We start from the raw sequence: 17,504 nt of genomic DNA on the forward strand, positions 1-17,504 counted from the left end.
TTATGGAGAATATATTAGCACCTCAGACTTTGGTGGAGATAATAATAAAACAAAAAGATATTAAAGACAAAGGGATAACTTTTATCGGAGCTGCCAACAAAGGAGATTTTCTTTCTTATCATCAGCTTTATCTTACTGCCTTATCATGGTTAAAATATTTGCAGGATAAAGGATTAAAACCCGGTGATGAACTGGTTTTTCAAATAGAAGACAGTCAAACATTTATTGAACTTTTTTGGGCATGTATACTTGGTGCAATCATACCTGTACCCGTTGCGATGGCGCATCATGGTGAAAATGTACAAAAGCTCTTTAATATCAAAACATTTTTAAATAATCCAACCCTGTTTATCAGCCGGGCGCAATATAAAAAATTACGCGCTATGATACATAGCGATACAGCCACAGATAAGTTGATTTTTGATAAAATACTATTTGTTGAAGAAGCAAAAGAACATACAGGGGTAGGCATTATACACCCTGTTACACCGGATGCTATTGCTTTTCTCCAGTTTTCTTCCGGCTCTACAGGTAATCCAAAAGGCGTGGTGCTCACACATCATAACCTGATCACAAATATTTATGCGGCAACAAGTGCACATCAGTGTGGTGAGCAAGATAGCTATCTCAGCTGGATGCCGCTTACACATGATATGGGATTGATCGGTTTTCACCTCTTTCCTATAGGGGCTGGTGTAAATCAGTATCTGATACCTACAGATCTGTTTATCAGGAACCCGTTACTATGGATGCAAAAGGTATCTGAGTACAGGGCTACAATTACCTGCTCTCCCAACTTCGGTTATAAATATTATCTGAATCAGTTTACAGAAGAAAAAGGGAAGGGCCTTGATCTTTCCAGTGTAAAGATTATTCTGAATGGTGCAGAGCCGGTATCGGCTTCTCTGTGTCGCACATTTATAGATACCCTCGGGAAATTCCATTTACATCCACGGACCATGTGTGCAGGTTATGGGTTGGCTGAAGCATCACTCGAAGTAACTTTTGCCGGTATCCATATGCCACTCAGAACCATCATGCTGCGCAGGGATGCTATGACCATAGGATGCGCGATTCCTGAAGAAGCCATACAGGGAAATAGTACAGACTATGCTGAAGTAGTGAACCTTGGTTACGTGATCGATGGCGTAACAGTAAAGATCACTGATGAAAAGGAAAAAGAACTGAAAGATGGTCATATAGGTATCATCTGGATCAAAGGAGATGCAGTTACCAGCAGTTACTATAACAATGAAACAGCAACAAAGGCTGTGATTAAAAAAGATGGATGGCTGAATACTGGTGATACAGGTTTTATGCGGGGGGGATGTCTGCATGTGATAGGAAGAGTGAAAGATATCATCTTCGTAAATGGTGCCAATGTATATCCGCATGACGTGGAGCAAACACTTGAACAGCTGGATGGTATTGAAACAGGAAAGGTCGTGGTTTGTGGGGTACCTGACGAAGAAACAGGATCAGAAGGTATTGCGGTATTTGTGTTATATAAATCTTCTGTACAAAAATTTCAACCGGTAATAACTGAGATAAAAAGATTTATCGCCGCCAAATTTGGACTGGAAGTAAAGCATGTGCTGCCGGTGAGGAAAATACATAAAACAACAAGCGGTAAGGTGAAACGGTTCTTCTTTGTAGAAGAATACCGGAAAGGAACCTATAATGAAGTTATCCTCGAAATAGCGGAACTAAATAATATGGTCATTAGTAAAAATGGACCGGTATTATCTGACAAGGATAATGCTACTGGTTTTCATAATGCTGAAGTGATCCGACAATGGTTGCAGCAGTGGCTGCAACAGAGGCTCCATCTCACAGTAGCAGATCTGGATACACAACATACTTTCGCATCATACGGAATGACATCCTTGCTTGCGGTTACATTGGCTGTAGACCTGGAAGCCTGGCTGCAGGTAACAATAGACAATACGGCCGTCTATAATTTCCCTACTATAGACACTTTAGCTGCACATCTTTCCGGAATAAGCACAGATAGCAGCAGGAAAAAACAACACATTGTCAGCCAGGTGACCGATAATAGGATTGCTGTAATTGGAATTGGTTGCCGTTTCCCCGGAGGAATCAGCACACCGGCAGCTTTCTGGAAATTGCTGCGTGAACAACGTAGTGCCATTACCGTTATTCCACAGGACCGGTGGAATGTCGACGATTATTTTAGCCCTGATATGGATGCTCCCGGTAAAATGTATACCCGCTATGGTGGATTTATTGAGCAGGTAGACCAGTTTGATCCTTCATTTTTTGGAGTTTCACCAAAAGAGGCTGATTGGATGGATCCACAGCAGCGATTATTGTTGGAGGTTTGCTGGGAGGCACTGGAGAATGCGAAACTCCGGCCGTCAGATTTGAGGGGTAGTAACAGTGGTGTTTTTATAGGGGTAGGAACGGATGATTACCAGCATCTTGTTCATAATAGCGTAGACGTTTCACAGTTAGAAAACGCGTTTAACATTTTGGGGATAGAAAGAAGCATTGCAGCAGGAAGAATAGCTTATATGCTTGATTTTCATGGCCCGGTTGTGCAACTGGATACCGCTTGCTCCTCTTCACTGCTCAGCGTGCACCAGGCCTGTCAGAATATTTTGTTAGGAGAATGTTCGCTGGCATTGGCAGGTGGTGTTAACCTGATGCTTTCACCTGATACTACTATCAGGTTATGTAGGATGAAAGCCCTTTCACCATCTGGTTTATGCAAAACATTTGATGACAATGCTGACGGATATGTAAGAGGAGAAGGCTGCGGTGTAGTTGTATTGAAACGATTCAGTGATGCACTTGCTGACGGAGATAATATTCTTGCTACTATTACAGGTTCTGCTGCCAATCACGATGGGTTAAGTAATGGTCTTACTGCTCCCAACGGGATTGCACAGCAACATGTTATTGAAAAGGCACTGGCCAATGCCGGTATCAGTGCAGATAAAGTACAATATGTAGAAGCACATGGTACCGGTACGCCTCTGGGAGATCCTGTTGAAGTACTGGCATTAAATAATGTTTACGGGCGCCTGCATACTGCTGAACAGCGCCTGCTGATAGGTGCTGTAAAAACCAATATCGGGCATCTGGAAGCTGCAGCCGGCATTGCTGGTTTCATAAAAACAGTGTTATGCTTACAGCATCAGCAGATTCCTGCCAGTCTTCATTATCAGCACCCCAATCATTTTATTCCCTGGAATGATATGATGATAAAGGTAGCAGATCAATTAACGGAATGGCAGCCCAGTACAGAAAAAAGAATGGCAGCAGTAAGTGCTTTCGGTTTGAGTGGTACCAATGTGCATGTAATACTGGAAGAAGGGATAATTGATAAAAATCGGGCAGGGATTGAAGCGCGGACATTACCGTCTTATCCGTTGCTCTTATCTGCTAAAACACCGGCTGCATTGCAGGCAACAGCTGAACAGTATATTGCTCTGGCAGTACAATCCACTACTGCATTGGAAGATATCGCTTATAGCAGCATCATTACCCGTGATGTTTTCGAATATCGTTTAGCCGTTGAAGTTACATCCAGGCATGACATATACCAGTATTTGCACGCGTTTATAAATAATACTGATGATAGCAGGGTGTTGAAGGGAAGTTTGTCCGCACCTAAAGGAAAGTTGGTATGGCTTTTTACGGGCCAGGGCGCACAATATTGGAAGATGGGTCAGGAGCTGTATGAAAATAGCCTGGTATTCAGGGGAGTAATGGATCATTGTGATGCTTTCCTGGAAAAATGTTGGGGCTTTTCATTAACTACACTGTTATATGAGAAAGATAAAGAAGAAGGAAATGCATTATTGAATCAAACCGCATTTGCACAGCCGGCATTATTTGCTATCTCATGTGCGTTGGCCGCATTATGGCAATCCTGGGGTATATACCCTGATATCGTAGCAGGACATAGTGTAGGAGAATACGCTGCCGCATATGTGGCCGGTGTATTCAGTCTGGATGATGGATTAAGATTGGTTACAGAACGGGGTAGACTAATGCAGGCACTTGATACGCCAGGTGCTATGTCGATAGTATATGCACCTGTAGCATTGGTGGCTGAAGTTATTCACCCGCATGCTGGTGAATTGTCTATCGCTGCTGTGAATGCTCCTGAACTGACAGTCGTTTCCGGTAATAAAAATACGCTTAACAACGTATTATCTGCATTGGGAAAATCCGGTGTTAAGAGCCGGAAACTGGTCGTTTCGCATGCATTTCACTCTCCGCTGATGCAGCCGGTATTGGAAGAATTTAGTGAAATAGCGGCGAGTATACGGTATCAGCAACCATCGATCGACTTCGTATCAAATGTTACCGGAAAGGTGGTAACCACCGAGATAGCTAATGGTGATTACTGGTGCAGGCATATTATGTCGCCAGTATATTTTTCTGAAAGTATAAAAGCAATAAAACAGCTGAACGGTGAAGTGCTGATGGAACTAGGGCCACAACCACATCTTTTATCGATGGCGCAATTAACATGGGCTATTGAAGATGATAACCTGTTTCCTGCCATGCAACAGGGGAAATCATCGTGGAGTACCATGTTGCAAAGCATTATGAAACTACATGTAAAAGGTATAGCTGTAAATTGGGAAAACTTTTATGCAGATCACACGCATTGTAAAGTGCCGCTGCCCAACTATCCGTTCCAGCGTCAGCATTATTGGATAACAGCAGGTAATAGGGTTCCTTATAGACCCGCTTTGCCAGGGAAGGAAACAGTAATACCGGATAATATAGGAGATAGTACCCTGGCAACAAAAAATAGCCGTACGGTAATACTCACATATTTAAGCAATTTATTAGGTAAATCATTGAAGATACCACCTGCTGAAATTAATATACATGCTGATTTTATGCTCCTTGGTACTGATTCTCTCATACTAAGCAGTATGATACGGAGCGTAGAAAAAGAATATAAGATTAAACTTTCTGTCAGGCAGCTTTTTGATCAATTGATTACACTTGATTTACTGGCAGGATATATTGAAGCAAATGTACCGCCAGGTTTTTTTGCTGAAACGGCTCCACAGGCTTCGGAATCACCGGATAGTGAACTTACAGCGGTAAAGGCTATTGAGGCTTTGTCAGCCAGTATACAAAATCAGTTCCTGGCATTGCAACAACAGCTTGTTGACATGCTCGGACAACAATTTCAGTTATTATCCGGGCAACTGAAAGCAGGCCATGTGATAAAGGATAACCAGGAAGTCTCTTTGCCTGACCAACCCATTGTTCAGCGCAACAGCCAGCCAGTAAAGCCATTACACATTCCTTTGTCGTTTAACCAGGAGAGCCTGTGGTTTATTGATCAGTTGTACGGAGGTAGTATACAATATAACGTGCCAATGGTTTTGAGGCTGGATGGCTCCCTTGATCCAACAGCCCTGAGCTTTGCATTGCAAAATATCGTGCACCGCCACGAAGTGCTCAGAACGGTGATACGCCAGGAAGAGGACCTGGCTTATCAGTTTGTGCTTGATAAAGATCACTGGCAGTTGATCACAATTGATAATGACCTGCTTAAAGAGGATCCGCAGGAGTTAAAGGCATATATATCAACATTGATACATACTCCTTTTGATTTATCGGAGGATTATATGTTACGCGCCCATTTAATCCGGCTTTCTGAAGCAGCGCATATCCTGGTTGTAATGACCCACCACATTGCATCTGATGGGTGGTCGGCAGAAATTATTTTACGCGAAATGGTAGAACTGTACACGGCTTTTGTAGAAAAACGCCCGGCACAAACTCCCCCTTTGCCGATGCAGTATTCCGACTATGCTTTGCGGCAGCGGGCATATTTGTCAGAGGAGAGACTGAGCGAAGCAATCGCTTATTGGAAAAATCAGCTGGCGGGAGTTACTACGTTACAGTTACCAACTGATTATACGCGACCCGCTGTACAAGGTTTAAGTGGCGCAGATAAAAGATTCCGGCTGGACCAGGAATTATCAGATCAGTTAATGGTGTTATCACGTGAGCAGGGTACCACCTTGTTTATGACGCTCTTAACGACCTTTAAAGTATTGTTATATCATTACAGCGGGCAGGAAGACATTTGTGTAGGGAGCCCTATGGCCGGCAGAATGGAGGAAGAGGTAGAAGGACTCGTTGGCTTTTTTGTGAACACATTGGTGCTGCGGAGTGACCTGGGTAACAACCCATCATTTACATCGTTATTACAACAGGTAAAGCAAACAACGTTAGCTGCTTACGAGCACCAGGAAGCTCCTTTTGAAAAAGTAGTAGAAGCAGTAGTGAAGAACAGGATGCAGGACCGGAATCCGTTGTACCAGGTAGTATTCAGAGCAGAAAAGCGACCCGATATTTCAGCATTCAGTTTAGGATCGGTTCAGTTATCCAGGGAAATAATTGACTACACGGTTGCAAAATTTGATATGGTTTTTGTGGTGTCTGAAGGCGCCGAAGGTATAAATGTGATCGTAGAATATCGTAAAGATTTATTTAAAGAAGATACAATTGCAAGGTTTTGCGGCCATTTTGAGCAATTGTTAAGCGCTGTTACTACTGCACCGGAAACAAAGATAGGAGCCCTGAAAATATTGACTGAACAGGAGCGGTACCAGTTATTGGAAGATTTTGCTCCTGCCAGGCTATCTTTTTCTTCAACAAATAAAACCATCCTGGACCTGTTTGAAGAACAGGTATCACATTCGCCGGATAACATTGCTGTAATGTTTGAAGGAACGAAGCTGACTTACCGGGAGTTGGATGGCCGTTCAAATCAATTGGCCCGGCACCTGGTGCGGTTGGGTGTGAAGCCGGATTGCCCTGTACCTATTTGTATGGAAAGGTCAGCAGACCTGATTACGGGTATATTAGGTATCATGAAAGCCGGTGGTGCTTATGTACCTGTAGACCCAGACTATCCGGCAGTCCGGATAGCCTGGGTATTGGAAGATACTATAGCTACAGTTGTAGTAAGCACCACTGCCAGTGCCTCAAAAATACCCGGAGGCAATGGCTTTGTTAAGGTATTGATAGATGAAGACTGGCCTGTTATCAGCCAGGAGAAAGACAGTAATTTTACGGGTATCGCAACAGCAGATCATCTTGCTTATATCATTTATACTTCAGGTTCTACAGGTAATCCTAAAGGAGTGATGATCACGCACAGGAACCTTATAGATTATTTATCCGGATTAAAAGAATACCTGGATATTGCTGCTTGCCGGTCTTTCGCATTAGTATCTGGTGTCTCTACTGATTTGGGTAATACGGTTATTTATAGTTCATTGTCTGCCGGTGGGGCATTACACTTGTTTTCCAAAACAACAGTAAATGATATTAACCTGTTGCAACAATATTTTATTAGAGAACAGATAGACTGCCTCAAAATAGTACCATCGCATTGGAAAGCATTGGCAGCAGACGAAAAACTATTGATACCTGCCAGGTTATTAATTTTCGGGGGAGATGTTTTACCTGCATATTTCATATCCCTTATCAGGAAGAATGGCGGTACATGCAAAATAGTTAATCACTATGGACCAACGGAAACGACTATAGGAAAACTGATGTATGAGGTAACTGATGACAGCATCCACGAAACTGGTATCATTCCGTTGGGGCGCCCTTTTTCCAATACACAGGTATACATTTTAAATCATAACATGGAACTTTGCCCGGTTGGAGTAGCTGGTGAATTATACATCAGTGGGGATGGCCTGGCCAGGGGATATTGGAATAATCAATTATTAACAGAACAGAAATTTATAACGCATTCCTTTGATGGAATAAATAAAACGCGATTATATAGAACTGGAGACCTGGTAAAGTATTTACCTGATGGTAATATAGTTTTTATATCCAGGATTGATACACAGGTGAAATTGCGTGGATACCGCATAGAGATGGGCGAAATAGAAGATGTGCTGAGGCGATGTGGGTTCGTAAGTCAGGCTGTTGTAATGATAAAGGGAGAAGAGGAAAACAGGAAGTTAGTGGGGTATGTAGTGGCGGAAGGCAATTTTGACCGGGAAGGTATTTATGCGCACCTGAAAGAAAGATTACCAGAGTATATGCTGCCAACACAGATAGTGGAGCTGGAAAACTTTCCGTTAACCTCAAATGGGAAAATAGATAGAAAAGCATTGCCTGATCCTGATATATCTGTACAACATACACGTACTTACGTAGCTCCGCGCAATATAGTGGAGAAAGCGCTGGCGGATATCTGGGAAGAACTATTAGAAACACAGGAGGTAGGTATCCATGATGATTTCTTTGAACTGGGAGGTCATTCCCTGCTGGCGATACGTTTGATATCCGCCATCAGAAAGAAGCTGGGCATTGAAATAACGATCGGTGATATATTTGACTATCCTACCATCTCTTCCCTGATGGCCCGTATTGGTCTTCACGTTGATAAAAACACAGCTCCTGCAATTATGCCGGGGAACAGACCGGCCATTATTCCATTGTCTTTTAGCCAGGAACGTTTATGGTTTATTGATCAGATGGAAGGGAGTACGCAGTATCATACGCTTGTTACTTTCAGGCTTAAAGGCAATCTTAACCGGGAGGGGTTAGCACATGCATTGCAAACCATCGTAAATCGCCATGAAGTGCTGCGCACAGTGATAGAAGAAAAGGATGGTATTGCTTTTCAGCGTGTGTTAGAGAAAGATCACTGGCAATTGATATTGAAAGATGACACCATATATAAGAAAGATAAAAAGGCATTACAATCCTACGTTCAGTCTTTAATTACGATCCCTTTTGATTTGTCTGCTGATCATATGCTGCGGGCATATTTATTTCTATTGGATGAGAAAGAGTACTTGTTGGCGTTCACAATGCATCATATAGCTTCAGATGGCTGGTCTATCAGCATTATTATCAGAGAGCTGGTGGAATTATACAATGCCACTGTGGAAGGCCGTATTGCAAAATTGCCTGTACTGCCTTTGCAATATGCAGATTATGCTGTTTGGCAGCGTACCAATATGCAAGGTGATGTGTTGGATAAAAAAATCAGTTATTGGAAAGATAAGTTGTCTGGAGTAGCTTCATTGCATTTACCTGTTGACTATACCCGGCCTGCAGTTCAAAGCACCCGGGGGGCAGATCGCAAATTCTTTCTTGATCAGGAATTGTCTGCACAGTTGCACACATTGTCGCATCAGCAAGGAACTACCTTGTTTATGACATTGCTGACAGCTTTTAATGTACTGGTACATCGTTACAGTGGTGAGGATGACATTTGTGTGGGTAGCCCTATAGCGGGAAGAACACTTCAGGAAATAGAAGGATTGATCGGCTTTTTTGTTAATACGCTGGCTCTACGAAGTGATTTAAAAGACGATCCGACATTTATATCTCTACTGCATCAGGTGAAACATACTACGCTGGAAGCTTACGAACACCAGGATGTACCATTTGAGAAAGTAGTAGAAGTGGTGGTGAAGGAAAGAGATCTAAGCAAAACTCCTTTGTTCCAGGTAATATTCGAATTGCACAATACACCTGACGTACCGGAGCTGCGTTTAAATAACCTGCATTTAATACGGGAAGAAACCGGGCAGGTGAGCACATTATCTGACTTGATTTTTAGTATCCGGGAGAGCACCGGTGGTTTAAGTGGAAACGTAATATTTTGTACTGATCTGTTCCGACTGGAAACCATAGACCGGATGATTATTCATTTTGAGCAGTTATTACGGGCTATTGTAAAAGCACCCAATGATCGGATCAGCACATTTAACATGCTGGCTCCTGCCGAAGTACAGCAGTTATTGGTAGATTTCAACAATACGGTTGTTACTAACACAAAGCAGGCAAATGAAACACTTATCAGTTTGTTTGTAGCGCAGGCAGCCCGTACGCCAGATGCTATAGCGTTAAAGTTTGAAGAACAGCAACTGACATATGAAACGCTTGATAAGCGTTCCAACCAGCTTGCGCATTACTTGTGCAGTAAAGGAATTACAGCGGAAACACTGGTGCCGGTTTGTTTAGAAAGGTCACCCGAAATGATCATAGGGATATTAGGGATATTAAAAGCAGGAGGAGCTTATGTGCCCATTGATCCCGACTATCCGGAAGAGCGTATTGGGTTCATACTTGAAGATACTGGTGCTTTAATAGTTTTGAGCAGTAGTGCCTGTCTTGCATCTGTGCCACTAACGATTCCTATAGTGATTCTACTGGACAAGGACTGGGAAATTATCGACAATTATCCGTCAATGGCGCCCAAGGTATCACTTACTGCCACTCAGTTGGCCTATGTGATTTATACCTCAGGTTCTACAGGCACCCCCAAGGGAGTATTAATAGAGCATAGTAGTGTGGTGAACCTGGTATTAAGCCAGCGTAATGCACTGCGCCTGAAAGAAGGCACATCCTCACTTCAGTTTGCCTCCCTGGGCTTTGATGCTTCCTGCTATGAAATATTCAATACATTGATGAGTGGAGGAGTACTGGTATTGCCCGGGAAAGAAGATTTGTTATCGGAAGAAAGCTTTGGTGCTTTTGTAGAAAAACATAGGGTAGAAGTGGTTACACTGCCGCCTTCCTATTTGCATATTATCAAAAATGTGCTTGGCCCTGTAACAACAGTGGTATCAGCAGGTGAGGCGTTAAACAGAGAGGATGCCCGGTACATAATGTCTAAAAGTATACGACTTGTTAACGCTTACGGGCCTACGGAAAATACAGTTTGTACAAGCCTGACCGATCAGCCATTACGGGAAAATAATGTTGTAGTAATTGGAACACCAATTGAAAATGTACAGATATATATATGCAACATACACGGCAATCTGTGCCCGATAGGTGTAGTTGGTGAAATCTGTGTAGGAGGAGCTGGTGTTGCACGTGGCTACCTGGATCGCACGGAACTGACCGCAGAGAAATTTGTACCCGATCCTTATCGCAAGGAATGGGGAGGCCGCCTGTATAAAACCGGGGATCTTGGACGTTGGCTGCCGGATGGAAATATTGAATACCTGGGTCGTATGGACGATCAGGTGAAGATCCGTGGATTCCGGATAGAATTGGGAGAAATAGAAACCGTATTACAGGCATGTGCACTGGTGAGGCAGGCGGTAGTATTGATCCAAACAGACAGTACAGGCGATAAACAACTGGTGGGTTATATAGTGCCTTCCGGAACATTTAACAGGGACGGCATCTTTGATTACCTGAAAGAAAAGCTGCCGGAATATATGATACCATCATTGCTGTCGGAGCTGGAAGAACTACCGCTGACTGCCAATGGTAAAATTGATAAGAAGGCTTTATCCGAACCGGATGCAAGCTCAATGTTGACAAGTGGATATGTGGCGCCCCGTAACATGATAGAGCAGACATTGGTAACGATCTGGGAGGAATTGCTTGGCTTGCAACGGGTAGGGATAAACGATAATTTCTTCAGATCAGGGGGCCACTCTCTGCTGGCGATACGTTTTGTATCGATGTTGCGCAGCAAATTGCAGATTGAGATCGCAGTTAATCTCTTATTTCAATACGCTACAATTGCCAGCCTTGCAGTTTATCTAAAAGAACGGGAAAGGGGGCTATTGTTACCGGGTATAGAGGCGGTAACGAGGCCGTTAAATATTCCATTGTCATATAGCCAGGAACGTTTATGGTTTATTGATCAGCTGGAGGGCAGTGTGCAATATCACATATCTGCTGCCTTTAAACTCATGGGTATATCACATATAAATGTTTTGGAAGATTGCCTGCAAACTATTATTAACCGCCATGAGGTATTGAGGACAGTAATTACACAGGAACAGGGGCAAGCTTATCAGCGCGTGCAGGAGAAAGACCTATGGAAGCTGATGATAGTTGATGATATTACCCTTGAAACAGACCCCAATGCATTACAAACATATATATCCAACCTGATATTTACACCATTTGATCTGTCAAAAGATCACATGATACGGGTGCATTTGATCCGCTTTTCTGAGAATGAGCACATCATGGTTATTACCATACATCATATTGTCGGTGATGCATGGACGCTGCCAATCCTCATAAAAGAGATTATGGAATTATACGCCGCCGGTGTAGAAGGAAGGAGTGCCACATTGGCCCCTCTTCCTATACAATATGCTGACTATGCCATCTGGCAGCGTGCCTATCTTTCAGGGCAGGTGCTAAACAAACAGTTGGCATACTGGGAAGAAAAGCTGGCCGGGCTGGAACCTTTGAACTTACCAACCGACTATATGCGACCGGCTATTCAAAGTATCAGGGGCGCGAAAAAAAGCTTCAGGTTAAGCCGCGATTTATGTAATCAATGGCAAATATTCGCTGATGAGCAGAACGCTACTTTGTTTATGACGTTACTGGCCGCCTTCAAAGTATTGTTATATCGTTACAGCGGTCAGGAGGATATTTGCGTAGGCACTTCTATAGCTGGCAGAACACATGAAGAAACAGAAGGATTGATAGGGTTCTTTGTTAATACACTGGCATTACGCAGCGATCTGAGTAATGCACCTTCTTTCATAACACTCCTGCAACAGGTAAAACAAACTACCCTGTATGCCTATGAGTATCAGGATGTGCCATTTGAAAAAGTGGTGGAGGTAGTAGAAAAGGAGAGGGATATGAGCAGAACATCCTTGTTTCAGGTAATGTTTGAGCTGTTTAATACACCGAAAGCGTCTGAACTGAAGCTGGGAGAGTTGCATTTGTCAAAGTTGCCAATTGAGCATATTACTACATTGTTTGACCTGAGTTTTTGTTTTGAAGAAGATGAAGATGGTTTAAATGGGTATGTAGAATATTGTATTGACCTGTTCTCTGCGGATACTATTACCCGGATGATTGCGCATTATGAACAATTACTCTGGTCCATACTCAGATCGCCGGAAATACCTGTTAGCTCATTGTCCATGTTCAGCGCGCAAGAAAAAGAACAACTGCTGATCGCATTTAATGATACTGTAGTTGACTATCCGCGCAGCAATACTTTCATAGATCTGTTCCAGGCACAGGCTGCACGTACTCCTGATGCGGTGGCCGTAGTATTTGAAGATACCTGTATTACCTACAAAGAACTGGATAATCGTTCCAATCAGATGTCGCGTTACTTTAGCAGCAAAGGTGTTAAAGCCGAATCACTGGTGCCAGTTTGCCTGCAGCGATCTCTGGATATGATTATAGCGATCATGGGAATCATGAAGGCCGGAGGTGCTTATGTGCCGATAGATCCGGCATATCCTGCGGAAAGGATTATCTATATCCTGGAAGATTGTAATGCATCGATACTCGTAACAAATAGTGAACTAAAGCAAAAAATGCCTGTTTGGGCCGGCATTGAAATACTGGTAGCTGAGAGTAATACAGTTATGACGGCAGATTTGCCAGTTACGCCGTTACCGGCTACTATATCTCCTGACAACCTGGCGTATGTCATCTATACATCCGGATCAACAGGGCAGCCTAAAGGTGCGATGATAGAACACGGTGGAATGCTGAATCATTTATTTGCCAAGATCAATGATCTGAAGGTGAATGATTCAACGATCCTTGCTTATACGGCCTCCTATACCTTCGATATATCCATATGGCAAATGTTTGCATCATTGTTATGCGGAGGCCATTGCATCATTTACGGGACAGACCTTATTACTGATCCGCTTAACCTGATCAGGGAGATAGACAAAGATCAGGTTACCATACTGGAATTAGTGCCTTCTTATCTGGCTGCTGTGTTACAGGAAGAACCAGAAGTTACTTTGCGCAGCCTGGAATATTTACTTGTTACTGGTGAAGTAATCCATCAACCATTGCTGGCGCAGTGGTTCCGGCATCCGGCTTATGGAAGTATTCCTGTAGTGAATGCCTACGGACCAACAGAAGCCTCGGATGATATCTGCCATTATTTTATGTATGAAACTCCTGCACGTACAAATATTCCGCTGGGAAAACCAATACAAAACCTGAACATCTATATTCTTGATAATTCACAGCGACTGTGCCCGGTAGGAGTAGCGGGAGAAATATGTGTATCCGGTGTTGGCGTTGGCCGTGGGTATCTTAACCGTCCTGGATTAACAGCAGAAAAATTTATTGAAGATCCGTATAATACAGTTTCCTCTACGCGGATGTATCGCACAGGTGATCTGGGGCGTTGGTTACCGGATGGTAATATTGAATGCCTGGGCCGGATAGATGACCAAGTGAAGGTGCGGGGCTATCGGATAGAACTGGGAGAGATAGAAAGTGCATTGCAACAAAGTGAGCTGGTAAACCAGGCAGTGGTACTGGTGAAAGCGGAAGCAAATACAAAACGACTGCTGAGTTACTACGTGCCAGACCACCAGGCGGTAAAATTAAGAGAGCAGGAATTGTATCTGCAACAGGCAGAAAACTGGCAGGAACTCTGGGAAACAGAATATAACAGAACAGTAGAAGAGGGTACTTCACAGGAAGAATTTAATCTCACTGGCTGGAATGATACTTTCACTGGTAAAGCTATCCCGGAAGACGATATGCGGAAATGGCTGGATGATATTGTAAATGTAATATTGTCTGAAAAACCGGAACGGGTACTGGAAATCGGATGTGGTGCGGGATTGATTTATTATCAGCTGGCAGGGCACATAAAGAAGTATATAGGTACTGATTTCTCCAGTGTATCAGTTAGCCAGATCCGCAACAGGATCAGCCAGGGAGAGAAGGAGTATCCACATACCATACTAAGGGTGGCGGCTGCGCATGAGGTAACATTGGATGAAGATGAAGTAGTAGACCTGGTTATTTTGAATTCTGTTATTCAATATTTCCCCGGCGAACAATACTTAACAGGTGTACTCGAAAAAAGTATCTCCTGTTTGAAAAATGGTGGTAGGATAGTAATTGGTGATGTACGTGATAATAGATTATTAAAATCACTGAAGAGCAGATTGAGCATCGATAAATTTCAGGAAAGAGCTGGTAAAAGGGAATTTGTTTGGGGTGTGGATATGCAGTTGTTGAAAGAGGAAGAGTTATGCTTTTCACCTGAATATTTTTATAATCTTAAAAATCGTTACCCGGAAATCACCCATGTAGATATCCAGTTGAAAAAGGGAGACTACGTTAATGAATTAACTTTATACCGGTATACTGTAGTGATTTATGTAGGGGTTGTAAAACCTGTGATGACGCCATCCTGGCAGCCCTGGAATTTGTTAACTGATCTGCAGAAGACTATGGTACAACTGAATAATGGTGCTCCGGTGGTAGCGCTGCAGGACGTGCCTAATACAAGATTATGGAAAGAAATACAATTGGAGCACGGATTGAAGGATTCAGCTATTATCACTGTGGGAGATCTGTCTAAATATATTGAAAACCCGGACAGTAATATGGTTGCAATGAATGAACTGCTATTACTGGCACAGGATAAAGGATATCACTGCCGTTTTCTGCTGGACGAAGACCCGCTTAAAATAAATCTTTTACTGGAACAGGCTCCCTTCCCTGGTTTTATTTCATCTGTATACGGGAATAATGATGATCTCCGTACTGCTACTACCAACATTCCGTTATATGGCGATATCTGCGAACTATTGGAGCAGGACATTCGCAATAACCTGTTAAAGCAGTTGCCAGAGTATATGGTACCATCTGAATTTGTTCCATTACATTATTTGCCATTAACGGCTAATGGTAAAATCGACCGGAAATTTTTAAATCACCGGGAAGATATACATCGAAAGAGTGTGATTAATTACCAGGCCCCGGTTACAGCAATGGAAATACAGCTGGCTAATATATGGCAGGTTTTGCTGGGCACGGACCGTATAGGTATCCATGATAATTTCTTTGAGTCAGGAGGCCACTCATTGCTGGCTACCAGGGTAGTATCTGCTATCCGGAAAGAATTAAAGGTAGAACTGACAGTAAAGGATTTCTTTTTATATCCTACAATCACGCTGCTGGCAGCATACATCCGGAAAACGGATAAAGGGCTATTGCTTCCTGCTATTGAAACGGGACCAAGGCCTCTAAATATTCCGTTATCGTATAGCCAGGAACGTTTGTGGTTTATTGACCAGTTGGAAGGAAGCATGCAGTATCATATTCCTGCTATATTGAAATTGAAAGGAAGACTTAATATTGCCGCATTGACTAATGCATTACAAACTATCATCAATCGCCACGAAGTGCTGCGTACAGTAATCATAGCGGAAGATGGTATAGCATATCAACAGGTAAAAAATAAAGATGAATGGGAGTTGATGATAGCAGATGATTTGAGCTACAGGGAAGATCAGGGGGCCTTGCAATCCTATATACAATCTTTAATTGCCACTCCTTTTGATTTGTCTGCTGATCACATGTTACGTGCACATTTAATAGTATTGGATAAAGATGAATATGTGCTGATAGTAATCATGCATCATATTGCATCAGATGGATGGTCTGCCAATATTATTGTAAAAGAACTGGTTGAACTCTATAGTGCCTTTATTGAAGCCCGCCAGGCTGAATTGCCTGCTTTGTCCGTTCAGTATTCGGATTATGCCATCTGGCAGAGAACATATTTATCTGCTGATATATTAACTAAAAAATTAGACTACTGGAAGCATACACTGAAAGATGTGAGTACGTTGCAGTTACCTCTTGATTACACACGTACTCCGGGTCAGCGTACGAATGGTGCGGGTATAAGACTTGTACTGGATAAGGAATTGTATGAACAGCTACGGTTATTGGGACATCAGCAGCATACTACCCTGTTTATGACATTGCTGGCGGCTTTTAAAGTATTACTGTATCGTTACTGTAATCAGACGGATATCTGCGTAGGCACCTCCACAGCGGTACGGCAGCCACAGGAAGTGGAAAACCTGGTCGGCTTTTTCGTCAATACACTGGCCTTACGCAGTGATGTAAGCAATCATCCGTCTTTTATATCCTTATTACAGCAGGTAAAAGCAACAACATTAAATGCCTACGAACACGAGGATGTACCTTTTGAAAAAGTGGTGGAAGCCATTGTGAAAAACAGAGACCCAGGCAAAAGCCCTTTGTTTCAGGTGATGTTTGCTATGCAGCATGCTGCTGATGCACCGGAACTTCACTTGGGAGAACTTGTATTGTCGAAGGAAATAGTAGATATCCAAACTGCGAAATTTGATATCACCTTTTTTCTGGTTGAAAACAAGAACGGCTTACAGATAGAGATAGTGTATGGCAGTGATTTATTCCGGGAAGAAACAATAGTACGCATGGCAGATCATTACGTACAGTTATTACGGTCTGCTGTAAAAGAACCTTCTCAACAGATAGATCTCCTGCCGATGCTAACGCAAGATGAGGAACAGGAGTTGTTGACCCTGTTTGATAGCAAGGTGGGTGCCGGGCTTCCTGATACAGATCATACTATCATAGATTTATTAGCCTCACAGGCCGCGCAGACGCCAAACGCAATTGCCCTGGTTTTTGAGGATAGTGTGCTCACTTATGGTGAACTGGATGAGCGTTCCAGTCAACTG

General features: G+C 42.9%; 1 protein-coding gene. It reads left to right on the forward strand.

Features of this window, described 5'->3' with window-relative positions; translation table 11 throughout:
- Positions 1–2: 2 nt before the first annotated feature.
- The coding region (locus CLV51_RS22905) for a hybrid non-ribosomal peptide synthetase/type I polyketide synthase (protein WP_106530412.1) at positions 3–17,504 on the forward strand (17,502 nt) is incomplete at its 3' end.

This window comes from Chitinophaga niastensis (genome assembly GCF_003014755.1).
Classification (GTDB): Bacteria; Bacteroidota; Bacteroidia; order Chitinophagales; family Chitinophagaceae; genus Chitinophaga; species Chitinophaga niastensis.